Genomic DNA, 24,168 nt, shown 5'->3' with positions numbered 1-24,168 from the left:
CGACTTATAAAGAAGTGTTGAATTCAGATGCAGCAATTTATGGTGGCAGTAATGTTCATAACAATGATTTAAAGGCAGAAAAAATAGCCTGCATGAATCAACAATATTCTATTTCAGTTACTTTGCCACCTTTGGGGGCTTTGATATTAAGCCCTGAAGGGGCGAAATAATACAAGGTCCCTCCTAATGTCGGGAGGGCAACGCCCTAGGTAAATTAGGATTGATTTCATTTAGCCCTGAAAGGGCGAAATAATGATGTTTATGTTTTATTACGCCCTTTCAGGGCTAAATTCAAATAACATCCGCACCTAGGGCGTTGCTGCCTTAGTGGCGGCAAATAAGATTTTGTCAATTTTTAAGCCAAAGAGTTTGTTTAGTAACTGATGTTACGCACCATTATTCATAACTTAATTCTAGCAATGGAATATGCAAATCTTTATTAAATTTTACCAGCATTGACTATTACAAAGAGCCTGATTTCCTTGATCAAGCGTACCAAAGTGATTCCACTTAGAATTTATAGCATAAAAAAGTTGACCATTTTGCGTAGCTAGCCCTGTTTGAGATTGATTATTATAAATACGATAATAAATTAGTTCATTTCCTGAACCTTGAGTTTGCGTTGTGGAATGTGGAGAAAATAAGTCTGAATAATCTTGTTCAAGTCTATCAAAAATAGCATTTGATTTATCTTCAAATGTCAATTCAGAAACAGTAGTTTCATTAGAATTATTGTTGTTGCTACTACTATCACCTTCCTTATAATCCAACAAAACGCTATCTGAACTCACCGTAATGGTTTTAACTACTTCTGCTTGTAAATTGCCACCAGAAAAGCTAACTTGATATTCACCTTCTTCTGTGACGGGAATTGCATATCCACCTCCAGCAGAAGTGATAGCATAATACTTACCTTTATTTGGCATAACAGTTACATTTGCATAAGCTTCACCAACATCATAACGCGCATTATTATTACTATCTTTCCAAACAGTTCCAACAATAAAGCGATTAAAGTGATTTGAACTGGAAGTTTGAGCTATAGCATAATTACCGGTTGTCACTAACTGGCTATTATTAGCTACAGCGGCAATACCAACATTAGTATAATTACCATCTAAAGCCATAACAGCTTTACGATGCCCTCGTGTTGTTTGCATACCACCATCATTACCACCCCAATCAATATTCCAAGCTGCGTGAGCATTAAGAGCATTATCTGAGTAAGCAAATACATTACCACGAATATTACTATACTGAAAGCCAGCATTTTCAACTCGTTCAAATTGTCCATTATGATCTTGAGCATTTCTAGCAATTAAATCTACAGAATGTTCATAAGCTGCATTATATAAACGTACATCAAATGCTGCCGGTGGTTTTGCTGTATATCCATTAAATTCATTTTGTAATTGTGTAGTATCAACTTTAAAATAATCACGCCCACCAGCAACATCATTTTCACTAGAACTAGCTAACCAAGCACCCTCAGCAGCAGGATCTTGTCGCGCTCTATTCATAAGCCAAACAATCATTTGTTCTGAATCATTAGGATGTTGCCCATCAGCAGTTTTGTGATATGTCCATTCTTCACTAGGTGCAGCATAAGCTAAATTAGCAGTGAATAAATAACTTAATGTTAATATAGTTTTTTTTCTAAATTTCATTTTATGACTCTCTTTTGACTTCAATATATCTAATATATTAATTATTAGCAATAATAGATTAAGATTCAAGAGAAAGGTAAAATATTTCTGAACTAGGATCTTCTACATCCATTTTGATTACATCTGCATGGTTGTAAGGAGGCAAATACACCAACAAATGTACCCAGTGCAATTGTTACTGCCCATGTCCGTTGCGAGCTACAATGACAGTCAGCTTGTTGTCGAAATTTATTTCCAGTTTATCAAAGCGTCGAAAATTGCTAAAATATAATTTTTTGATAATCATTAATTACAATTTGTTACAAATCTGATAAGCTTGTTACAAGCATTTTCTGTAAGATACAACCTCTCAATATCAATTTTCGGAGTTATTCAGATGAATAAAGTTAAAAAAATCATTATTTGACAGAACCCTTTTATCGTGTAGATCCATCTCGCCAACGAGAAACTGGTGGTTATGGTTTAGGTTTATATCTTGTTAAGATGATTGTTGAGAGTCAAGAAAATCTTGGTGCTAAGGTTAGTATTAAATTTGATGTTATAATATAAATATTTAGAATAAGTGTACTTAATCATGAGTCAAATAACACCAGAAAATAATGAGTTGGAAGAAGAAAATTCTTTAAATAATCATGTGTCTGATTACCCTGATATTAGTATTAAAATGACTAAGGAACAGTTCAGTATCTTTGAACTAAAACGTCGTTATGAAAAAAATAAAACAATTATAATGAATCCTGATTTTCAACGAGAAGGTAATTTATGGACAGACAAACAAAAATCTGAATTGATTGAGTCTATATTAATGGGAATACCTATTCCGATTATTTATTTATTTGAAGATGAACAGGGATTTAAACAAGTTGTTGATGGGCGGCAGCGTTTAAGCTGTATTTTTGATTTTATCAATAATGAATTTACATTAAACAATCTTAATCTTTTAAAGGATCTGAATGGTAAGGTATTTGAACAAATAACACCACAATTTCAAGCAAAAATAGAGGATTATCAATTATTCGCCTACACTATAGAATATCCAACACCTGAAAAAATTAAATTTGATATTTTTGATCGTGTAAATAGGGGTGGTACACAATTAAATAATCAGGAAATGCGTAATGCTTTATATTTAGGTAAAGTAACTAAACTTTTAAATAGCTTATCTAAGTCAGAATATTTTTTATTAGCTACAGGTAAGACAATTTCTCCAAAAAGAATGAAAGATAAATATATTATCTTACGTTTTTTAGGGTTCTTTTTATTGCGTACAGAACAGCTAAAGGGTATTGAATATAAAAGTGATATAGATGAGTTTTTAGCAAAAGTCATGCAGTACATAAATAATAGCTTTACTGATGAGCAGATAGAACAATTAGAATCTGTATTTCATTTAGCTATGCAGAATTGTTATAATGTCTTAGGCGAAAATGCTTTTCGTTTTAGTAATTCTGGTAAAAAAATACCAATTAACATGGGATTGTTTGAATCTTTAAGTTATATGTTAAGCATTGCATTGCCTAAAAATCTCAATAGAAAAAAATTAAAACAAAAAATTGAAGACTTAAAACAGGAAATGAATCAAAGTAATAACTTTGGAAGATTTGGTTATCGTTTTGATAAAGCAGATCAAATAAGAAAGGAATTAATAAATGCTCAGTAAATTAGAAATTGAGAATTTTAAAAGTATTGATTCTCAAGTTTTTACAATAAAACCTCTAACAATATTAACAGGCTTAAACTCCACCGGCAAATCCTCGCTTATTCAAGCAATTTTATTGTTAAGTCGATTTTATTCATATAGTAAACAAGATATTGTAAGCACATTGGTTGCTCACTTTTCTGATTTTAGTGAGATTCGTAATAAATACAAAAATGCTAAATTCTTAAAAATTAGTGCCGATCATTATTCATTATTGATGGATTATGATAATGTTGAGCATTCAACTGTCTTAGATGGGGCAGCCTTAAATTATGAAGATAAACTTTATTATCTTTCTGCTAACAGAATAGGGCAAGAACAATTAGCTCTTTTAAGTAAAGAACAAAAAATTGGACGAAATGGCGAATATATTTTTGGTTATTTTGAACATAATAAAGATGCCTTACTTGAAAACTCATTAGTAAAATTTAAAACATCAGGGCGTACATTAAAAGCACAAGTTAATGAATGGTTACAATATATTATCGAACTGCCAATTTCCTTACAGACAGAAAAAATAACCTCAACTAATGTTAAGGTATCTTTTAGTAGTGATGGAATTGACGCGATTAATCCGTTTAATTTAGGTGCTGGAAATAGTTATTTAGTCAAAGTACTGATTGTGACTTTAATGTGTCGTCAAAAAGATCTATTGCTAATTGAAAATCCAGAGATTCATTTACACCCTAAAGCACAAGCACGACTAGGTGAATTTTTTGCTTGGGTAGCTCAAGCAGGTGTTCAGATAATTGTTGAGACGCATTGTGAGCATTTAATTAATAAAGTAAAGTATCAAATTTATCAAGAAGAATTATCAGCAGATGATGCGATTATTTATTATAAACCATCTATACAAGAAGACTTTATTCAGTTAGCTGTTAATCAAAGAGGAAAATTTATTGATAAGGAGGGGAATAGAGTTATGTTTCCATCAGGTTTTTTTGATTCAACTTTGCAAGAGTTATTGGAAATAGGATGAGTAAATATTCTCTGGTTTTAAGTGATGAATTGTTAGCTCTCTATTTGGATTTTAAAGATGGCAAAGTTGATGATTGTAAGTTGCTTGAGCCTTTTCTGAGCTATTATCATGCTCCTCACCTAACAAATGTTGAACAATTAAAAGGTATTGAATATGAAGATACCGAACTCTTACAACAATTATCAGCACAAGGTTTTATTTCGCAACCTTTAGAAGAGTTAGCAGAACAAACGCGCTATAAAATTATTTTAAATACAGAAATATCTTATTTTCCTTACGTTCATATTTTAAAGGATTCCATAGAAAAAAATTTTAGTTTGACATTTCGTGTCGGTGAAAACCGTGACAAAGCAATTCAACTAATAACAGCTCTATGTGCTAATGCAAAGTTTATTTTGATTTTTGATAGTTATTTTTGTGATAACTGGCAAGATACACAGAATTTTTTTAAGCAGATTATACCTAAGAAAAGCTTGACATTATTGCATGAAGATCATTTAAATTCCAAAGTCTCAGAGATTAAAAAAATTTATGCTGGCTGGAAAATAAAACCAGATAGCCGTCATATGTTTACCAAATCGCATGATCGCTATTTGTTGATAGACAATCAAATTGAGATTATTTTAAGTAGTGGCTTTCAATATTTATTCGCAACGGATAAAGACTTGACTTGTTTGGTTAGATGTAAATAACTGTTTAATTGATTGGAGTACAAAGCTTTGCTTTGAATTCCAAAAAATTTAAAACCCTTCCCGATATTCCCGTAACCACATTTCTAATAATGGCACTCTAAATTTCCAGCTATCTCCGTCGGGGATTATGTAGCCGTAGTTTTTGAGTTTTGATAAGCTCCGTTTGTCGGTTATTGGTTGTTTATTTAGTATTTGTTCTACTGTTGGTTGGCATTGGTGATTGTCGCAAAATTCTGTCCAGAATGTCTTTAGGGCATAAGTGTCAGGTTGCACAATTTTGTCGGTGATTACTTGTTGTAAATCTTCTAGTGTCATGTTTTTGCGGCTTTCTTTATTTGCTATTATTACTATGTGGCGACATAGCATTTGTAGTAGTGCTGGATGTCCTTGAGTTAGTTCTAACATGCGTTTAATTACTGTGTCTGGATAATTTAAATCTACCGGTTCTGTAATTAGGCGCGTTGCATCTTGCGGTTTTAGGTAATCGACTCGCAGTGGCATGGCCTGAATGAAGTAGTTATCCCAATTGGGATTTTTTAGATCGGCGAATTGAGCAGCTCCTACGAATAGGAATACTATTTGATTTTGTTGTTGTGAGAAACTTCGCATCGCGCCTAATAGCATTTTGCCTTGTTCAGGATCCTTGCTAAAAATGCGTTCATGTAGGGCTTCGTATTCGTCAAAAGCTAGGATTATTTTCTCTTCATGTTGTTGACTTAGGGTTTCTAGGTAAGTTTGCATTTTCCCCCAAGCTTGTAGCCAATTATCAGTTTGTTGCCAGTCAATTGTTGTGGATTTGAAAATTTTATTTAGGCGTTGATGCAAGTTTTTTAACCAAGTTTGTAAATTATTTACTTTGTGGTTTTGACAGTCTTGATAAATAACTTGGAAACGGCTGCCTAAGAGTAGTGGTAAAAATTTTAATAGACTGCTTTTGCCAACTCTACGTTGTCCGTAACATAGAAACATTGGCATTGTGCGTGCTGTGAGAATTTGGTGTTGCAATTCTTCTTTTAGATCATCTCTACCAAAGAAAATATTTTTGTCTCCGTCGGGATCTAAAATGTCACCATAACGGTAAATATTGAGAGTAATCGGTTCTTGTCTTTCTGCCTTTAGAGTCAATTGCGCTAGACGTTCTTTAGTTGCCATTAGCCATTGATCAAGTGCTGGTAGATAGTACTGATGCCAGCGATAGGGTTCGAGTATGGTTAAGTCTCTAAACTTTTGCAATTGTTCATTAAAATTTATAATTTGTTCTTTTTGTAGACTAATTTGATGTTCTTTGTCATAAGCTATAAATTGGTTTTGGAGTTTTTCAAACTTATTAAGCCAGCCTTCAGAAGGTGTCAGCTTTGGAGTTTCCTGAATTAGGGGCGGAGGCAATAGGTATTGTTTTTGTAAAGGATGGTGTAACCAGTTGCCCGCAGTGGCTGCGTGAGCAATGTGCATAGCCAGTTGTTTTTGTAATGGACGGTATTCTTGGAGAAAGTTGACAAAAGCCAAGCCTGTTTCAGAGTCTTGTTGGGCTAGAGTGGTGAATTTACGGGTTAGAACCCAAATATGTAGCCAAATCACACCATCATTAATATATGAATTGTTGGTCAAATTGACAGAACGTTGTGATTTTAGAAAATGCCAAGGATACAACCAAATGCTAAATCTTTCAAACTTCTATAATCATCAAAATTAATAAAAAAGTAAGCTTTCTCCCACAATGTGGTATAGGTTTGCCATTGCTGAAGTATATATTTTGGCATATCGGGATGAAAAACTAGCAGTAAATCAAAACCAGCAATAATAACAACGCTAATGAAATAAATCACTAAAGTCAATGGGACAATGAGGATAAAGAAATTGATGCTAAGACTTTTTAAAAGTATGTTATGTATTTGAGCTTCATTCAAAGATTCTTCATATCGCCGTAATAAAATTGGTTCAAAAATCAGCCATTGCAAAACTTGCAAGTTATTTTTTGGAGTGCTTGGTTTATCAAATAACTTAGACATAACGACTTAATCCTTACGTTTTTTAAACAGTTCGCTGATTTTTTCTATTAAAACAATCGGCCAGTCTGAAAAGACTATATTTAACAAACGAATATCCAATTTCGACGTTTTAAACTCTCCTTCAATATTAAACAACATCTTATCATAACGGACTTGTGTCATTATCAACAAGGCAACATGGCGGTAATTTTTCAAACTATTGAGCCGTTCATAAAAACCTTGATTAAATCGAGCATCCACATCAGCGTTACCCATAACATCCAAGTGATTTAATACAATGATAAACTGCTGTTCAGTTTGCTCCAAATCCGATAAAATATCAAATAAATCAGGGCATTCATTTAAGGGTTTCTGATGAAACTGCTGCCATAAATGCAATAAAAATTGCTTATAATCCCTGAAAGGGCGAAATAATATAGCCTATGGCAACGCCCTAGGTGCGAATGTTATTTAAATTTAGCCCTGAAGGGGCGTATTAAAAAACATCATTATTTCGCCCCTTCAGGGCTAAATTAAATCAATCCTAATTCACCTAGGGCGTTGCCCTAGGCTATATTATTACGCCCCTTCAGGGCTTAGTTTAAAACTTATCCCCCAACAAAAATTCCAATGCGCGATCTATCCGAATATGTGGCAGCCCATTGCCATGTATATTCGCTAAACGTGGAGGTTTGAAATCCAAAAAGTGAAATCTATCTTTTACCCATTCTTCTGGTAATGGGGTTTTTACTGGTACTTCGCCGGGAAATAAGGCTATTGGTTTATTTGATTCTATCGGTACGCCTTTTATGCAAGAAATTCTTTGACCCTTATAGGTAGCGTGAGCCGCTTGTGTGCATTTTACTGATGCTAGTGCTAAGGTTTTTGTATCTACTCCTTCAAAATTGGCGTTGTTATGAGTGTTTGCTAGCATGTTTTGTAAAAATGCTTCCAAATTTGGCAGTTGTTCTGGTGTTACATGATCTGCCTTAGTGGCGGCAAATAAGATTTTGTCAATTTTTAAACCAAATAGCTTGTTTAAAAATCCTGATTTTCCATAGTGAAAGCTTTTTAATACCATATTCAGCGAATCACGCATATCTGTAAAAGTTGCATAACCCTGATTAAAGGCTTTTAATACATCTGCTAGTATGATTTGACGATCAAAGCTAGAAAAATGTTCTCGGTAAAATTTTTTTACTATGTATTCTTTGTAATATTCATACCTTTTTTTCATTTCAGTATAAATAGTATTTCCATTATCAGTTTCAGGAATATTAAATAATGGACAAAATTCTAATACTGGTGCCCCTTTTAAATCATCTCCGGGCATGGTAAAACGTCCGGGTTGTAATAGATTTAAACCATATTGTTTTTTACATTTATATAAAAAATCTGTATATAAAACACTAGCTTCTCGTATGATGGTTGCATTTACTTCATCGCTAGGATTAAAAGTATCGAGAAATGTTCGCCATTGTTCTGATAAAGATAAACGCGGTTGCTCTTTACACTGTTCAACTATTTGTTGACACCATTGTTCGTAACTTAATTCTAACAAGGGTAAATCTAATAACCACTCACCCGGATAATCAATTATATCCACATATAAAGTATTTATAGGTGAAATATGTTTGGTCAAAGGATTATTAGAAATATAGCGAATTGCTAATCTGAGTTCACTGATGCCGCTAGTGGGTTTGGGCCATGTGGGAACTTCTCCACATAACTGTTCAATAGCTTGATCATAGCGAAATGAGGGAATATGCAAATCTGGTTGTGGCATAGCTTTCGTACCGCGTAAGCGGCCACTATTTGCAATTGTAAAAAATGGTAAGTGTGAAGACTCTGTACCATGTAATAACTGATGTACTAAAGAAGTAATAAAAACCGTTTTACCGCTGCGACTTAAACCGGTAACAGCTAATTTTACTTCTTTATCAAGTGTGCGATTAATTCGAGATAGCCATTCATTCATCTCGATATAATATCATATTAAGGAAGATGCAAACCTGACAGGTTTTTAAAACCTGTCAGGTTTAGTTGCACATTCCTAAGCTAATCTATCATCAGCAACATGATATTTTGGATCAGCGAGCAAATTAACTTCCACTAAATCACCAGCTTTATTCAACAATATACGGCATTCTTCACTTAAAGATTTAAGTTGTAATTTTTTACCTAAACGTTGATAGCGTTCAGCCAAAGCATCAATTGCTTCTATACCAGAATGATCCGCAACACGAGAATCATAAAAATCAACAATTACATGATCAGGATCTTTATGAGGATCAAAAATATTGTTAAAAGCATGTACTGAACCAAAAAATAATGGTCCTTGTAATTCATATATTTTTACACCATCTTCATTCACAAAAGCCTTAGCCTGCATTTGTTTAGCATGTTCCCATGCAAATACTAAAGCAGAAACAATCACACCAACAATAACAGCAACCGCTAAATCAGTTAATACCGTCACAACCGCAACCAGAATACCAACAAAGGTATCAGCCACAGGAATTTTGCCTAATAAACGGAAACTTGCCCATTCAAATGTGCCTAAAACCACAATAAACATCACACCTACTAAAGCAGCAACAGGAATCATTTCAATTAAACCTGAACCTACAAGAATAAACGCTAATAAAAACAAAGCGGCAGCAATACCAGATAAACGCCCTTTACCACCAGAATTGATGTTAATCATGCTTTGTCCAATCATGGCACAACCTCCCATACCACCAAAAAAGCCATTTACTGTATTACCAACACCTTGACCAATACATTCCTGATTCCCACGCCCGCGAGTTTCGGTCAATTCATCAATCAGTGTCAGCGTCAACAAGGATTCGATTAATCCCACAGCGGCAAGAATTAAAGAATATGGCAAAATTATATAAAGCATTTCTAAAGTCAAGGGAACTTCAGGCAGATGAAAAGTTGGTAAACCACCGGCGATACTAGCATTAGGATCACCAGTCATATCAGCTAATACATCTTGCACAGTACGCGAATCTAAATCAAAACCAAAAACCATAGCAGTAACTACAAGAATGGCAACTAAAGAGGCGGGAATTGCAGTTGTTAAACGTGGTAAAAAGTGAATAATCAACATGGTCAAGGCTATCAAACTAAGCATAATCCATAAACTTGAGCCAGTAACCCCTTTAAATTGCTGTAATTGAGCTAAGAAAATCACAATCGCAAGACCATTAACAAAACCAAGCATGACAGGATGTGGAACCATGCGAATAAATTTACCTAAATGTAAAATACCAGCAACAATTTGAAATATACCAGCGAGCAGCACTGCTGCAAATAAATATTCAACACCATGTTGTGAAACTAAGGCAACCATCACCACAGCCATTGCGCCAGTTGCGCCAGATATCATCCCGGGGCGACCACCAATTACAGCAGCAATCAAACCCATCATAAAAGCTGCATATAAGCCTACAAGGGGTTCTACGCCAGCAACAAAGGCAAAGGCGATTGCCTCTGGCACCAGCGCAAGTGATACAGTAAGACCAGAAAGTATGTCATTTTTGACACACATTTTACCGGGACAAGTAAGTTGAAACATGATATCCTCAAATTTAAAGGTTAATGATAGTGTATTATTATACATGAGAATATCATAATATACTTATTTATTTACGAATGTTACTAAAACAAGGTGCAAGACCTGACAGGTTTTAAAAACCTGTCAGGTCTGAATTTTATTTAGAGTATAAAAGAAGGTTAAAGACCTGACAGGTTTTTAAAACCTGTCAGGTCTGAATTTTATTTAGAGTATAAAAGAAGGTGAAAGACCTGACAGGTTTTAAAAACCTGTCAGGTCTGAATTTTATTTAGAGTATAAAAGAAGGTGAAAGACCTGACAGGTTTTTAAAACCTGTCAGGTCTGAATTTTATTTGTCAGCAAGGGTAAGTTTTTTCTGAGCTACATTTGATCTCAATGCCATAATTCCATCTTTTTCTAAACTACTTCCTTCTTTTAGATATATTCCATAGAATACATAGCTACCACCTATACCGGGGGGTATTTCAAAATCTAATATTTTTTGTTTTTTGCTTGAGGTTTCCAAAGATTTTTGAAAGGCTTGTGGTTTAAAGCTAAATGGCGCGAATGGAAGTGGTGTGTTATATATCATTTTACCAGAGGGCATTTCAATCATTGCCCATAGATCAACTCGTTGAAAACGATTTGTTTGTACTTTTTGTACTAAATTTACTGATAAGGTTTCTCCTACTTTATAGAATGTTTTTAAATTTTCAAATTCAATTTGAGCTGTTGTATCAGATTCTTCTGTTGTTGGTTGATTAGGCTCTTCTGTTGTTGGTTTATTAGGCTCTTCTGTTGTTGCTGCATTTACAGTAATAGTCTGTGTTTTAGTTGCTGTTGCACCTTTATTATCAGTAACAGTCAAAGTTATATCATAATTCCCAGCTGCTGAAAATTTCAGACTAGTTTTGACACCTTCAGCATTTTGCCCGTCAGATGATGCCCATTGATATTTAGCTATATTACCATCATCAGTAGATGTACTAGCATCCAATTGCACAGTCAAGGGCGCAACGCCAGTATTAGGATTCATAGTAAAAGCTGCTTGAGGTGGTGGATTGATGACACCAAGACCAGATTCCCATATTTTTACAGTTCCATCATCACTACCAGAATACACATAATTGCCATCCGGGGAGAAGGCTACTGAATTAATGCTACCTTCATGTCCTTTGAATGTGCGTAACGGCCATCAGGGGATAATACTACTGATTGAACACGATTATTATGCCCTTCTAATGTGTGTATTTTCTCCCAACTTGACACCTCCAACAGATTAATTATACTATTATAATAGAAACTATATACTGCGTAGCGGCCGTCCGATGAGAAAGTTACTCATAACTTGACATTACATTTGTAAGGTGCAAGACCTGACAGGTTTTTAAAACCTGTCAGGTCTGAGAGTTTTTATCTTTCTGAAAAGTTATATGCAGCAATTAGCAAAACAGGGAGAATTAACGACGAAAACCATATTCAAGAACAAAAAACTTAGGTTTTAAATGAGCCAATGGTTCTCGAAGTTTTGCCAACTCTGCTTCAGAACCATGAATTTCCAAACAAGTAAGTTCAGAAATTGTTAATGCTTCTTCTAATAAAGAACCCACATTTTCCAGATGTGTTAATACACCCTCTGCATCTTCATAACCTTCTCGACAATGAGCTTGTTCACCATTAAAACTAAAGCCATAATAGATACATTTAGCTTCATTATTAGTTTTTTCAACAAAGCGTTCACATAAAGTTTTAAAATCTTCTATCTTGCCACTAGCGATTTTAAAATAAGGTACGATTGTACAACATGTATCTTTGGTAGCCATTTTTTTATCCTTTTGAAAAAATTATACGCAATATACATTCCACAATTTAAACTCGCTTATCTTCAATAAAGCACTCGTAGGTTGGGCTTCCTATCGTCAGCCCAACCTACAATTATAAGTGTATAAATTATACAATCCAAGGTAAGTCTTGTAATTTTGTCATAAAAAGATAAGATTTCTTTAGTAGGAGTGGATAAACTATCTTATTTTAGTGAGAACTAAGTTATGATAACGATATATGATTTAAAACCAGCTTTTCAAAAGCTATTGCGCCCTTTATGTCAGCGTCTAGTCAATTGGGGTATTACTGCTAATCAAGTTACTATTGCAGCGGTTTTGTTATCTTTAGGCATGGGTGCAGCAATTGCATGGCAGCCACATGTACAATCTTTATTATTGTTATTGCCTATTGTATTATTTGTGCGTATGGCTTTAAATGCTATTGATGGTATGCTAGCTCGTGAACATGATATGAAAACTCCACTTGGAGCAATATTAAATGAGTTAGGTGATGTGGTAGCTGATGCTGGCTTATATTTACCATTTGCTTTATTAGTAAATGTTATGCCTATTTTAGTGGTGTTAGTGGTATTATTGGCAATTATCAGTGAAATGACTGGAGTGATTGCAGTGCAAATAGGTGCTAGTCGCCGCTACGATGGTCCAATGGGTAAAAGTGATAGAGCTTTTATATTTGGATTGATTGCTTTGTTATTAGGTTTAGGAATTTCGCTGGGAATGTGGATTAATCTGATTTTTATTTTGATGATTGGATTGTTAATTGTTACGATTTTTAATCGCGCTTTTCAGGCGATAAAAGAGGTTCAAAATGTTTGAATGGCATGTCAAACCAGCATTATTATGGGCAAGTGCAGGCATAATAATATTATTAATATGCGCAACAATAATAATTAAACTCTTGCCCTACAAAGAAGAATTAAACGCGCGTTTGCGTTCATGGTGGTGGATGGCGGGGATTTTTATTCTGGCTATGTTGATGGATCCTATAATTTCATTAATCATGATTGGCTTTTTGAGTTTTCTAGCTTTTAAAGAGTATTTATCTTTAATTCCTACTCGTCGTGCTGATAGGCGCGTTTTACTTTGGGCTTATTTGGCAATTCCGCTGCAATATTATTGGATTAGCATTGCTTGGTATGGCGTATTTATTATCTTTATTCCCGTTTATATGTTTTTGTTTTTACCGATTAGAATGTTGCTAATTGGAGAAACCCAAGGCTTTTTAAAAGCTGCCGGCACCTTGCATTGGGGTTTGATGATTACAGTATTTTGTCTTAGTCATGCTGCTTATTTATTAGTCTTACCGGATGCAGTGAATCCGATTGCTGGCAGTGCTGGATTATTATTATTTTTAATCTTTTTAACTGAATTTAATGATGTGTTGCAATATGTATGGGGCAAATTGTTAGGCAAGCATAAAATCATACCAAAAGTCAGCCCGAATAAAACATGGGAAGGATTTTTAGGAGGTTTAGTTACTACAACTTTATTAGCTACTTTACTTGCGCCTTGGCTAACTCCTTTGACTTTTGGGCAATCAATATTTTTTGGTGCATTAATAGCTACTGCGGGTTTTTTTGGAGATGTGACTCTTTCAGCATTAAAACGCGATTTAGGAATTAAAGATAGTGGCAATATATTACCCGGGCATGGCGGAATTTTAGATCGAGTTGATAGTTTGACTTATACAGCACCTTTATTTTTTCATGGCTTGATTTATTTACATTATTAATATGTTTAATCGAATCTTACGTTACTTATTTTTTGCTATATTTGTACGTCCATTAGTATTAATTATCCTTGGTTTAAATCTGCGCCACCGTGAACGTTTACCTAAAAAAGGTCCAGCGATTATAATTGCGAATCATAATAGTCATTTGGATACATTAGTGTTAATGAGTTTATTTCCGACTTTGCCACACCCAATAGCGGCAGCAGATTATTTTTTACGTAATCCTATATTGGCTTGGTTTGCTCTAAAAATAATTGGCATAATTCCTATACAACGAACTATAAAAGCACATTCTGATCCTTTTGAAGCCGCTACTAATGCTCTATCAGAAGGAAAAATTCTGATATTATTTCCGGAAGGAACACGCGGAAAACCAGAACAAATGGATAAATTCAAAAGCGGCATTGCTCATTTAGCAAAACATAATCCTCAAATACCAGTGATACCAATATTTCTACACGGCTTAGGCAAAGCACTTCCTAAAGGAGAAACAGTGTTTGTGCCATTTTTTTGTGATATTTTTGTAGGAGAAGCCTTGCCATTTTGTGAGAATAAAAAACAATATATGGAACAATTGGATTCTGCTATGCAGCAATTAGCAAAAGAGGGAATGTTTGCGCCTTGGGAGTAATAAATACCCCAAATTTTGGGGTATTTAATTTAAAACCTAAAACCTAAAACCTACTTTTAACCCATACTGTTGAATATCACCAAATGAAACTTCACCGTTAATAATCAACAACGGCAGCGGCGAAAATTGAATACCAGCTAATGCTCGATAACTAGTTTCATTGACATCACCCAAAGTCACTATTTCTGAATTTTCACTGCCATTCACCCGAATCATAGACACGCCACCATACGGAGTCAACATAAGAAAACCTTTACTGACAAGCAAATCGAGTGACTGAGTATTTAAATCAACATCATCAACACCTAGAAGTTGACTATAACTAGCTCTGACACTAACAGCCGGTGTTACGATTGAGCCTTCGAGAATGGCATATTTAGCCTCAATTCCCCACAATTTTATATTGGAATTAGGCACAGCCATATACATCGCGCCTACATCTATGTTAAAAGGTAAACCTTTTTGAACATGCAACCTTGGTACAGCTAGAAAAGGATATGGATCATTATCATCAACCAATTTTTGCCAATATTGTTCTTGATCATTAATATCAGTTACCACCATTTCGACAGAAGCATCAAACCCTGTGATACCCAAAGGTTCAGCGGGAGCCATTGGATTAAACAATAGACTGGTTCCAAATTCCTTGACAAAGTTCTTAAAATCACCCTGCGTAATTTGATCTGTGAATTCAATATCTTTTGCCGTAGCTAAACTAGTTAGCGATAATAACACTAGCATTAATGTATATATTTTCATGTTTGTTCTCTATAAGTTTTCATGGATACTTATTCTAACAAATTTTTATCATCATTGAATATCCAGATGGAAATTTGAATTCTGAATCTTGAACATATCTTAAATAATAGATTTATTCATAATAGAAAGCTAGTTAAAAATCAGATATAATTATATTTTTAAAAATATTGTGCTACCATAATTGTGAGTATTGAAACTGATCGTTTAATCAGTCCCATAGAAAGTTCTGATGATAAGGTTATTGATAAGGCTATTCGCCCAACAAAGCTAAGTGATTATGTTGGGCAAGCGCATGTTAGTGAGCAAATGGAAATCTTTATTCCTGCTGCTAAATCACGCAAAGAGGCTCTTGATCATGTACTTATCTTTGGTCCACCGGTGGGGTGTTAAATCTGATGTGGTTTGGCAGCCAAAGTTTTTTAGATACCAGAAGAACATTTTTTTAATTTTTTATCGAAATTAGGGTCATACTGACGAACTGCTTCTTCAATATCCTTGTGGTCAGTTTCAATTTGATCTTCTAGGGCCTCATTCATATTTTCCATTTTGTGATCTGATAATGCAGCTGTTCCTGTAAAACCACTACTAACCGATTCACGAGTAGAGTCACCACCTACTACACGTCGCTCACCAAGTGTTGCAGAAAATGGAGGAACCCAATCCTCTACTTTTTTTCCTGCTTTTTTATCTTTCAACCATTCTTCTCTAGATTCTATATTCTTGTCAAGCTTGTTCATGAATTCTTTACGTTCATCTTTATACTTTTTCTCAATACAATTCAGTTTGGTTTGAGCCTTTTTTTCATCATCAGTAGTGTTAAAAAAAAGAGCAGTTCTTTTTTCCTGAACTTCTTTTTTAGCAATAGTAGTATTGTCAAGTTCAGTAATTTTCACAGCCAGTGCGGTTCCAAGTAAACCATCATTAACTTGTTTTTTTAACCATTTCATATTTTCTATTGTCTTTTCAGGATCTGTTTCATCCTGCATTAGGTTTAGCATTTCGCCACCCACTTGGTAGTTTTGTGTCCGAGCTGCTATATGATTTTTAGTGACACTATTTATACGTGGACTAGGTCCAGCAGCATTAAATACGGTTGCTACACTATTGGGCGAATTGGAAAGAGCTTCATATACTTCGCCTCCACCTTTTGAATGTCCAGTATACTCAACTTGAGGGTTGCTTGTTTTAAGGAGCCCACCCAATTTTTTTGCGGCAAAATATGATGGAGCATCCTCCTTCTTTGCATCAGGTAATTGATTATTGATATTATTTTTCCAATCAATTAGATTATTCTTATTCGTCCCCCGAAAAGTTACAACATATTTTTCATCACGCTGATCATAAAAAACGCTAGCCCGATAACCATTTTTTTCATTGGAAAAATAACTTTGTTCTAGGGAATTAACAGGAAGTTTTAATGCAGATTCTAGCTGCCTTAATGATTCTTCTGAATTAGTATCAATCAATTTAAGGCAAGAGGGTGATTTAGCAAGCTTTCCGTTTATGTCGATGTCATAGATTGCAGTCGCAGCTTTTGCTCGACGTGCGGCTTTTTGATCTTTTTTATGTTGATCCAGTTTCACCTTCAACATCTTTTTTGTTGAACTATCGCCAGTTTTATCCTCTTTGATGGCATTTTCAGCAATCCGTGAAAAACAGTCTTCCGCCTGTTGCTGTTTTTGGCACTCAGGACTTTTATGATGTGAACATGATTGAATAGCAGGGCTCATTTAAGATATTTTCTCAGTTAGCTATAATTTTTTAAAGACGTTTCAGAAGACGTAATCGACTCTTATTTTTACTACCATTAGGATCAATTGCTTGTACCGCACCTGTTTGAACAAATTCAAGTAAAGGAGTACCTGCTGCGTCAGTCGCTATTGGCGACGCACCTGCATCTAGTAATAACTGCACAGCATCATATTCTTCTATTATCGCAGCTGCAATTACAAGTTGGCGTTTACCACGGGTATGCAAAGATGGGTTAGCCCCTTTTTTTAATGCCATTTCCAGAAAATTAAGTTTACCGCTTGCTACAAGGTAATACAGCATTGGCTCATCATCAGGCATAAGTACATTTAAATCACATTGTCCGCTGTTAATGAGCGTCTCCATGATTAAAGGGGCTGTCCGTGAAAGTTCGTAAGCAGCGGTTAAAGCGTTATATCCATCGTCTTGCTTGATATTGGGATTAGCTCCTAACTTCAATAAGGCAGCAACTGCGGGTTGATTTAGTTGAATGACTGAATAAATTAACGGTGTAATTCCATTCACACCCGATTCATTAATATCTGCACCATAATTTAATGTCTCAGACACACCAGCCTTGTCATCTCGTATCAGGCTGTCTAATAACTTCATTGTTGGATTTGAAAAAAGATGATTCTGATCCATAATAACTCCTGTATAATTTGAAATAAAGAAAGAACAACTCATTAAAATGACTATTACTACCAAATACATGGCGTGTTGTGACTTTGCAATTAATGAGGAAGCCATTTTAAATCCAACTCTTACGATATAAGAATTCAGAATTGTATCCTACATCTTCTAAGAGCATGTGCTGTAAACTATTTCTACGATCTCCTGATGTCATTGATTTATCCATAAAACCCATAATTGCCTGTTGCGTATATATTTCATGGAATGCCAAACTTGCAAGCATAAGTAAAATCAAAGTAAGACGATCATCGCGGTTTTTAATATCAATCAATGGATAAAATTGCTCAAATAGTGACTGTATTTCTTGTTCTGGAATAATATAATCAAATAATTGTAGTTCTTCTTTTACAAATTTGACGCATTGCCTTCGATAGTAGGCTAAATTAAGTGCATCCATTTGTTCTTCTCTAATTGTTATCATTCTGTAAAGTCCATCATTTTCAAAAATAAAATCAAGCTATTTTCAGTCGGCTTCATCATACCCCGTCTGTTAAAATAGGATTATATGTTTCCCCGATAGTAGCTGAATTAAGAAATAAACTAATTAGTTTATTTCTTAATTCGTTGTACTTTTCAAATTTTTTACATTATAGATTTATTAATAATAGAAAGCTAGTTAAAAATCAGATATAATTATATTTTTAAAAATATTGTGCTACCATAATTGTGAGTATTGAAACTGATCGTTTAATCAGTCCCATAGAAAGTTCTGATGATAAGGTTATTGATAAGGCTATTCGCCCAACAAAGCTAAGTGATTATGTTGGGCAAGCGCATGTTAGTGAGCAAATGGAAATCTTTATTCCTGCTGCTAAATCACGCAAAGAGGCTCTTGATCATGTACTTATCTTTGGTCCACCGGGTACCGGTAAAACTACTTTATCACATATCATTGCTAATGAAATGGAGGCAAATTTACGTCAAACATCAGGTCCGATTTTAGAACGTCCGGGTGATTTAGCCGCTTTATTAACTAATTTAGAGCCTAATGATGTTTTATTTATAGATGAAATTCATCGTCTCAGCCCTATGGTTGAGGAAATTTTATATCCAGCAATGGAAGATTTTCAATTAGATATTATGATTGGTGAAGGGCCTTCAGCTCGTTCGATTAAAATTGATTTACCCCCTTTCACCCTCATAGGTGCTACTACTCGCGCTGGTTTATTAACATCACCTTTACGTGATCGTTTTGGTATTACTCAGCGTCTTGAATTTTATTCTCATAATGATTTAGCTAGTATTATTAGTCGTTCTGCTGGTATATTGAATTTAGAAATGGATGATGATGCTGCAAATGAATTAGCGCGTCGATCACGAGGTACTCCACGTATTAGTAATCGCTTATTAAGACGAGTACGTGATTATGCTCAAGTACGTGCAAATGGTATTATTAATCATAAAGTTACACAACAAGCATTAGATTTACTCAATGTTGATACATATGGTTTGGATATGATGGACCGAAAATTGCTAATGGCAATGATGGAGAAATTTAATGGTGGACCAGTAGGTATAGAAAATTTAGCCGCTATTATAGGTGAAGAACGCGGTACAATCGAAGATGTTATTGAACCATTTTTATTACAACAGGGTTTATTAATACGCACTCCAAGAGGCCGAGTCGTCACCGCCTTAACATGGCAACATTTTGATTTAAATAAGAAAAAACTATAAATATAAAAAAATGAATGAATTATCATTGGTACAATTAGTGCAAAATGCCAGTATATTAGTACAACTGGTAATGCTATTTTTATTAACAATTTCCATCTATTCATGGACGCTAATTTTTCGCAAAAGTCGTTTTTTAAAGAAGGCTCGTAAAGCAGCGAAAGAGTTTGAAGATAGTTTTTGGAAGTTTAAAGATTTAAATGGATTATATAATCGTATCTGTAGTTATGATGAAGAACCAACAGGTATGGAAAATATTTTTACATCTGGATATATGGAATTTATCAGGTTAAGTAAACAAGCTAATATGTCAGCAGATGCTTTATTAGATGGATCACAACGCGCTATGCGTGTGGCTTTACATCGAGAACTAGATCAGTTAGATGCTAATTTACCTGCATTAGCTACAGTCGGTTCTGTAAGCCCATATATAGGTTTGTTTGGAACTGTCTGGGGTATTATGAATTCTTTTCATGCTTTAGGTAGTATGCAGCAAGTTACATTAGCAATGGTAGCACCCGGTATTTCTGAAGCATTAATTGCTACAGCAATGGGTTTATTTGCAGCAATTCCAGCGGTAATGGCTTATAATCAGTATGTTAATGATGCAGATCGTTTAACTACTCGTTATGATACATTTTTAGACGAATTTACCGGTATATTACAACGTCAAGCACACTTAAATTCATAACTATGTCGCAACATTATCGTCGTCGCCGTCGTCGCATCACTGATATGAATGTAGTGCCTTATATTGATGTGATGTTAGTATTGTTAATTATTTTTATGATCACTTCACCTTTATTAAGTAAAAGTGTTGATGTGGAATTGCCAAATGTTAAAAAAGCAACAACAGTATCTTCTTCAAAGACAGAGATTATTATTGTTTCTATTAATGCACAAGGACAATTATTTATTAATTCAGATACAAAACCACTTTCAACAGAACAACTTATGACTCGTATTACTGCATTAAGACGTTTATCTTCAAATTCATCTGTGTTAGTAAGAGGAGATAGTAGTTTAGCTTATGGTGAGATTGTAAAAGTAATGTCATTATTACAAGGTATTGGAGTTGCTAAAGTTGGATTAATGACAAAACCATTAAAATAGTGATATGTGGGATAAAATAGTTTCATTTATTTATGCTCTTATTATTAATGTCATTCTGTTCGCTATATTAATATATAGTTTTAACTGGCTTAATACATCTAAATCTAAATCTAAATCTACAACTATTATTAATGAAGTTATTGTAGATGAAAATGCTGTAGATGCTGAAATTGAGCGTTTAACACAAGTAAAACAAGCTGAACAGCAAAAAAATAAATATGATCATATAATTACAGAATCATATTTAGAACAATTAAGTCAGCAAGAACAACAAGCAAGACAAGAAATAGAAGCATTAAAACAACGTAGATTAGTAGAAATGGAAGCTTTAGAAGCACTTAGGCTGGAAGCACAATTAGCGAAAGATAATTAAAAAAATGTGGGATAAATTTATTTCATTTTTTAATTCGATAGTTATTCATGGTTTATTATTCGCTATCTTAGTTATAAGTATAACATGGCAAAAGATACCAGAAATAAAAATATCACCTTCATCTCCTGAACCAGAACAACCGGTTATGCAAGCAGTTGCAATGAATGAGGAGCAATGGTTAGCTACGATTAAAAATAATGAAAAAACTTCTGTACCTATAACAAAATTGGAACAGAGCTTAATTGATAAAAGACAAGCTTTAAATGAATTACGTCAACAAAAGCAATTAGAAGTACAGCGTTTAGCCTTAATTAAGCAACGTCAAGTAACTGAAGCGGCTGCATTGGAAAAGTTTAAACGCGAACAAATTGAAAGACGTAAGTTAGAAAAACAAGCTCGTTTAGCTAAAATTGCCGAAGAAAAACGTCGTCAAATAGCAGAAATGGCACGTTTAAAGCGTCGAGAAAAACTGCGACGTGCATATGAGGCAACTGAACAAGCTCGTATAGCTAAAGAGAAAAAACGTGAAGCGGTAAAACTGGCTTTATTAGCTAGAAAACAAAGGCGTGATGCGGCTGAACGCGCTCGTTTAGCTAGAGAAAAACAACGTCGTGCTGCTAGACGTGCTCGTTTAATACGAGAACGTAAACAAGCAGCTAAGCGAGCTGAACGCGCTCGTAGTTTAGCTCAAAAAAGACAGACTCAACTTGCTAAAGAACGCGCTCGTCGTATCGCTGAAGAGAAAAAATTACAAGCGGAAGAAGATGAAAAAAAGAAACTTGTTGAACGTAAAAAATTGGATGAAGATAAGGCTAAAAATCGTAAAACACTGATTAAAACGACAGTAAAAAACATTCAAACTCAAGTTTTGAGTAAATGGATACGCCCTAGGGGTGCTAATAATAATACTTCTTGTGTTATAGAATTGCGTGTCAAGAGTAACGGGGTTATTAGCTCTGTTATTGTCAGTGAAAGTAGCGGCGATAAAGTTTTTGATCAATCAGCAGTCGTAGCTATACGCCGTTCATCACCATTACCTATTCCTGCTGAATTAAGTGATACTTTTAAACATTTTAAATTTACTTTTAGACCCAAATAAACCATGCTAAAAATAATATTTTTATTTATAAGTTATTTTATATTCATAAGCAATAGCTATGCTATTTTAAATATAGACATTGTAGGTGGCAAAGAAGATAACGGAAAAAAAGCTATTGCCATTGTACCTTTTGCTCAACAAACTGGAATGCAATCATTACCTCAAAATATTGTTGGTATTATTTCTAAAAATTTAACAAGTAGTGGGCTGTTTAATCCTTTAGCTAGAAAAAAATTACCAGAGCAACCTTTTTATGCTCGTCAAGTTAATTTTGCCCGTTGGCAGGCTATGAATATTCCTTATTTAGTTATTGGACGAGCGATTAGCAATACGACTGGAAATTATAAAATAGAATTTGAATTATTTGATGTTTATGATCAGAAGCGTCTAATCGGATTAGCCTATCAAGCAACTACTCAAACTTTAAAACAAGTATCAAATAAGATAACTGATGATATTTATTATGCAATTATAGGAAAACGTGGTATTTTTAGTACACGTATTGCTTATGTGAGTGTACATCGACAAAATGGTCAAAAACCACAATATCATCTATCAATTTCAGATGTAGACGGGCAAAATCCCCAATTAATGTTAAGGTCAAATGAACCGATTTTTTCACCCCGTTGGTCTCCAGATGGAAAAAGTATTGCCTATGTCACTTATAGCAATATCGCTCAACGTAAACGTATGGCGGTTTATATACAGGAAATTAGTACTGGTAAACAGATCTTAGTTTCAGCATATCGTGGTTTGAATGCCGCTCCTGCATGGTCTCCTGATAGTCAATATTTAGCCTTAACTTTATCAAAAGATAATAACCCAGAAATATATATATATACCATAAAAAAACGCAAATTCAAACGTTTAACTAAAAATAAAGCTATTGATACTGAAGCTGAATGGGCACCAAATGGTAAATCAATTGTATTTACATCTGATCGTTATAAGAAAAAACCTCAGATTTATCGTGTTGGAGTGAATGGTGGCAAAGTACGACGCTTAACTTTTAAAGGAGGTTATAATGCACGCGCTAGGTTTTCCCCGGATGGTAGTAAATTAACTTTTTTACATCAAAAAAAAGGTCAATATCAAATTGCTGTTTTAAGCTTAAAAACTAAAAAGTTAAGAATTGTTAGTAACACTAAATTCAATGATTCACCTAGTTTTGCACCTAATGGAGAAGTTATAATATATTCAACTGGCAATGAACTTGCTACAGTGTCAGTTGATGGTAAAATACAAAAGCGTTTAACTATACCAATAAGTGAAGTGCGTGAACCAACATGGTCACCTTTTACACAATAATAGGAGATTTTCAATGAAAATATGGCATACGGTATTATTAATATTTTTAACTGTTGTTATATCAACAGCTTGTGCTAAAAAACCGCTAGTGAAAAAAAGCAATAAAGCTCAACAGGCATCACGGATACCGCCACCGCTATTTAAACCACAACGCCCTTCAATGCAACCTAATTTTCCAGTAGCAACAGTGCATACTGGAAATGGTACTAGTTTGGCAGCTGGTAATTTTCCAAATTTCACAAATGAAGGTTCAAATCAGCGTCTTAGCGGCATTCCTAGTCAACGAATAATTTATTTTGATTTCAATAAAAGTACTTTAACAGAAAAGGATCGTAAGATTCTACAATCTCATGCAAGTTTTTTGAAAAAAAATCCTAATAGTTTCGTGCGTTTAGAAGGGCATACTGATGAACGTGGTTCACGCGAATATAATTTAGCATTAGGTGAGCGGCGTGCGAAGACTACACAAGAGTTATTATTGAAATTAGGCGTTATAGAAAATCAAATTTCTATTTTAAGTTATGGTGAAGAACAAGCAATTGCTTTAGAGCATACAGCAAAAGCATGGCGGAAAAATCGTAGAGTTGAGTTGGTTTATCCTTAAAT

The 24,168-nt window shown here is 34.4% G+C and carries 28 protein-coding genes and 2 pseudogenes; 16 read left to right on the top strand and 14 right to left on the bottom strand.

All coding sequences use genetic code 11. The features are described 5' to 3' along the window. The first annotated feature begins 14 nt into the window (after positions 1–14). Positions 15–170 carry an alpha amylase C-terminal domain-containing protein gene (locus BHU68_RS18380; protein ID WP_083234930.1) on the top strand — a complete coding sequence of 52 codons (156 nt, stop codon included), beginning with the start codon at positions 15–17 and terminating at the stop codon, positions 168–170. A gap of 276 nt (positions 171–446) precedes the next feature. On the opposite strand, the gene BHU68_RS11335 is transcribed toward BHU68_RS18380, so the two are convergent. Both BHU68_RS11335 and BHU68_RS18375 read right to left on the bottom strand, forming a co-directional pair. Next, entirely contained in the window at positions 447–1,667 is a 1,221-nt protein-coding gene (locus BHU68_RS11335) for a hypothetical protein (protein WP_069470227.1), read from the bottom strand. A 175-nt stretch (positions 1,668–1,842) separates the two neighbouring features. Then, the gene (locus tag BHU68_RS18375) at positions 1,843–1,953 is read right to left on the bottom strand and encodes an AAA family ATPase (protein WP_083234931.1); all 111 of its coding nucleotides are present in this window, start codon (positions 1,951–1,953) and stop codon (positions 1,843–1,845) included. Positions 1,954–2,069: 116 nt separating this feature from the next. Here BHU68_RS18375 and BHU68_RS17330 point away from each other — a divergent pair, with 116 nt between their 5' ends. The 4 genes from BHU68_RS17330 to BHU68_RS11320 are packed head-to-tail and all read left to right on the top strand — an operon-like array spanning position 2,070 to position 5,037. Next, entirely contained in the window at positions 2,070–2,216 is a 147-nt protein-coding gene (locus tag BHU68_RS17330) for a hypothetical protein (protein ID WP_171899541.1), read from the top strand. Between the two features lie 25 nt (positions 2,217–2,241). Then, on the top strand, positions 2,242–3,327 hold the full coding sequence (locus BHU68_RS11330) for a DUF262 domain-containing protein (RefSeq protein ID WP_069470228.1): 1,086 nt from the start codon (positions 2,242–2,244) through the stop codon (positions 3,325–3,327). Further along, the gene (locus tag BHU68_RS11325; protein WP_069470229.1) at positions 3,317–4,345 is read left to right on the top strand and encodes an AAA family ATPase; all 1,029 of its coding nucleotides are present in this window, start codon (positions 3,317–3,319) and stop codon (positions 4,343–4,345) included. The genes BHU68_RS11330 and BHU68_RS11325 overlap by 11 nt, the downstream gene beginning before the upstream one ends. Beyond that, the gene (locus BHU68_RS11320; RefSeq protein ID WP_069470230.1) at positions 4,342–5,037 is read left to right on the top strand and encodes a hypothetical protein; all 696 of its coding nucleotides are present in this window, start codon (positions 4,342–4,344) and stop codon (positions 5,035–5,037) included. Before BHU68_RS11325 ends, BHU68_RS11320 begins: the two co-directional genes overlap by 4 nt. 48 nt (positions 5,038–5,085) lie before the next feature. Here BHU68_RS11320 and BHU68_RS11315 read toward each other — a convergent pair whose 3' ends face one another. From BHU68_RS11315 to BHU68_RS11285, 8 genes and pseudogenes are all read right to left on the bottom strand, one after another. Continuing rightward, complete coding sequence (locus BHU68_RS11315; RefSeq protein ID WP_069470231.1) at positions 5,086–6,687, bottom strand: nSTAND1 domain-containing NTPase; 1,602 nt, start codon at positions 6,685–6,687, stop codon at positions 5,086–5,088. Continuing rightward, positions 6,666–7,046: a hypothetical protein gene (locus BHU68_RS11310; RefSeq protein WP_069470232.1), complete on the bottom strand. Its 381-nt coding sequence runs from the start codon at positions 7,044–7,046 to the stop codon at positions 6,666–6,668. The genes BHU68_RS11315 and BHU68_RS11310 overlap by 22 nt, the downstream gene beginning before the upstream one ends. 6 nt (positions 7,047–7,052) lie before the next feature. Further along, on the bottom strand, positions 7,053–7,424 hold the full coding sequence (locus tag BHU68_RS11305; RefSeq protein WP_069470233.1) for a hypothetical protein: 372 nt from the start codon (positions 7,422–7,424) through the stop codon (positions 7,053–7,055). Between the two features lie 202 nt (positions 7,425–7,626). Next, positions 7,627–9,003 carry a YcjX family protein gene (locus BHU68_RS11300; protein ID WP_069470234.1) on the bottom strand — a complete coding sequence of 459 codons (1,377 nt, stop codon included), beginning with the start codon at positions 9,001–9,003 and terminating at the stop codon, positions 7,627–7,629. A gap of 75 nt (positions 9,004–9,078) precedes the next feature. After that, positions 9,079–10,608: a SulP family inorganic anion transporter gene (locus BHU68_RS11295; protein ID WP_069470352.1), complete on the bottom strand. Its 1,530-nt coding sequence runs from the start codon at positions 10,606–10,608 to the stop codon at positions 9,079–9,081. A gap of 328 nt (positions 10,609–10,936) precedes the next feature. Beyond that, on the bottom strand, positions 10,937–11,710 hold the full coding sequence (locus tag BHU68_RS11290; protein ID WP_069470235.1) for a PKD domain-containing protein: 774 nt from the start codon (positions 11,708–11,710) through the stop codon (positions 10,937–10,939). After that, positions 11,684–11,767: pseudogene (locus tag BHU68_RS18095) on the bottom strand (hypothetical protein); the annotation flags it as partial. The pseudogene BHU68_RS18095 and the gene BHU68_RS11290, both read right to left, overlap by 27 nt. Positions 11,768–12,047: 280 nt before the next feature. Continuing rightward, entirely contained in the window at positions 12,048–12,410 is a 363-nt protein-coding gene (locus BHU68_RS11285; protein ID WP_069470236.1) for a putative quinol monooxygenase, read from the bottom strand. A gap of 225 nt (positions 12,411–12,635) precedes the next feature. Between BHU68_RS11285 and BHU68_RS11280 the strand changes: the two genes are divergently transcribed. The 3 genes from BHU68_RS11280 to BHU68_RS11270 are packed head-to-tail and all read left to right on the top strand — an operon-like array spanning position 12,636 to position 14,794. Beyond that, complete coding sequence (locus BHU68_RS11280) at positions 12,636–13,247, top strand: CDP-alcohol phosphatidyltransferase family protein (RefSeq protein ID WP_069470237.1); 612 nt, start codon at positions 12,636–12,638, stop codon at positions 13,245–13,247. Then, entirely contained in the window at positions 13,240–14,163 is a 924-nt protein-coding gene (locus tag BHU68_RS11275) for a phosphatidate cytidylyltransferase (protein ID WP_069470238.1), read from the top strand. The genes BHU68_RS11280 and BHU68_RS11275 overlap by 8 nt, the downstream gene beginning before the upstream one ends. Position 14,164: 1 nt before the next feature. Continuing rightward, positions 14,165–14,794: a lysophospholipid acyltransferase family protein gene (locus BHU68_RS11270; protein ID WP_171899606.1), complete on the top strand. Its 630-nt coding sequence runs from the start codon at positions 14,165–14,167 to the stop codon at positions 14,792–14,794. Positions 14,795–14,830: 36 nt separating this feature from the next. On the opposite strand, the gene BHU68_RS11265 is transcribed toward BHU68_RS11270, so the two are convergent. Beyond that, complete coding sequence (locus BHU68_RS11265; protein WP_069470240.1) at positions 14,831–15,553, bottom strand: DUF6588 family protein; 723 nt, start codon at positions 15,551–15,553, stop codon at positions 14,831–14,833. A 183-nt stretch (positions 15,554–15,736) separates the two neighbouring features. Here BHU68_RS11265 and BHU68_RS11260 point away from each other — a divergent pair. Further along, a pseudogene (locus BHU68_RS11260) lies at positions 15,737–15,931 on the top strand (Holliday junction branch migration DNA helicase RuvB); the annotation flags it as partial. Between the two features lie 41 nt (positions 15,932–15,972). Here the strand turns inward: BHU68_RS11260 and BHU68_RS11255 are convergent. The 3 genes from BHU68_RS11255 to BHU68_RS11245 all read right to left on the bottom strand — a co-directional run bounded on the left by BHU68_RS11255 (position 15,973) and on the right by BHU68_RS11245 (position 18,416). After that, positions 15,973–17,283 (bottom strand): Mbeg1-like protein, encoded by a 1,311-nt coding sequence (locus tag BHU68_RS11255; protein WP_069470242.1) that lies wholly within the window; start codon positions 17,281–17,283, stop codon positions 15,973–15,975. Between the two features lie 31 nt (positions 17,284–17,314). Next, on the bottom strand, positions 17,315–17,914 hold the full coding sequence (locus BHU68_RS11250; RefSeq protein WP_141699462.1) for an ankyrin repeat domain-containing protein: 600 nt from the start codon (positions 17,912–17,914) through the stop codon (positions 17,315–17,317). Positions 17,915–18,053: 139 nt separating this feature from the next. Next, positions 18,054–18,416, bottom strand: coding sequence for a hypothetical protein (locus BHU68_RS11245; RefSeq protein ID WP_069470244.1), 363 nt, complete (start codon positions 18,414–18,416; stop codon positions 18,054–18,056). A gap of 245 nt (positions 18,417–18,661) precedes the next feature. On the opposite strand from BHU68_RS11245, the gene ruvB reads away from it, so the two are divergent. From ruvB to pal, 7 genes are read left to right on the top strand one after another with little or no spacing between them, the layout of a single operon-like run. Continuing rightward, positions 18,662–19,672: a Holliday junction branch migration DNA helicase RuvB gene (ruvB, locus tag BHU68_RS11240; protein ID WP_083234134.1), complete on the top strand. Its 1,011-nt coding sequence runs from the start codon at positions 18,662–18,664 to the stop codon at positions 19,670–19,672. A 10-nt stretch (positions 19,673–19,682) separates the two neighbouring features. Further along, the gene (gene tolQ / locus BHU68_RS11235) at positions 19,683–20,360 is read left to right on the top strand and encodes a protein TolQ (protein WP_069470245.1); all 678 of its coding nucleotides are present in this window, start codon (positions 19,683–19,685) and stop codon (positions 20,358–20,360) included. A gap of 2 nt (positions 20,361–20,362) precedes the next feature. Next, positions 20,363–20,782 (top strand): protein TolR, encoded by a 420-nt coding sequence (tolR, locus tag BHU68_RS11230; protein ID WP_069470246.1) that lies wholly within the window; start codon positions 20,363–20,365, stop codon positions 20,780–20,782. 4 nt (positions 20,783–20,786) lie between these two features. Then, on the top strand, positions 20,787–21,155 hold the full coding sequence (locus tag BHU68_RS11225) for a cell envelope integrity protein TolA (RefSeq protein ID WP_069470247.1): 369 nt from the start codon (positions 20,787–20,789) through the stop codon (positions 21,153–21,155). Between the two features lie 4 nt (positions 21,156–21,159). Then, a complete protein-coding gene (tolA, locus tag BHU68_RS11220) occupies positions 21,160–22,254 on the top strand; it encodes a cell envelope integrity protein TolA (RefSeq protein WP_069470248.1) in 1,095 nt (364 codons plus the stop codon). A gap of 3 nt (positions 22,255–22,257) precedes the next feature. Continuing rightward, positions 22,258–23,562: a Tol-Pal system beta propeller repeat protein TolB gene (tolB, locus tag BHU68_RS11215; protein WP_069470249.1), complete on the top strand. Its 1,305-nt coding sequence runs from the start codon at positions 22,258–22,260 to the stop codon at positions 23,560–23,562. 13 nt (positions 23,563–23,575) lie between these two features. Then, positions 23,576–24,166: a peptidoglycan-associated lipoprotein Pal gene (pal, locus tag BHU68_RS11210; RefSeq protein ID WP_069470250.1), complete on the top strand. Its 591-nt coding sequence runs from the start codon at positions 23,576–23,578 to the stop codon at positions 24,164–24,166. Positions 24,167–24,168 lie beyond the last annotated feature (2 nt).

The organism is Candidatus Marithrix sp. Canyon 246 (genome assembly GCF_001723685.1).
In the GTDB taxonomy this organism is placed as follows: Bacteria; Pseudomonadota; Gammaproteobacteria; order Beggiatoales; family Beggiatoaceae; genus Marithrix.
The sequence above is the reverse complement of the archived record's forward strand: the minus strand, read 5'-3'. Positions and strand labels throughout refer to the sequence as shown.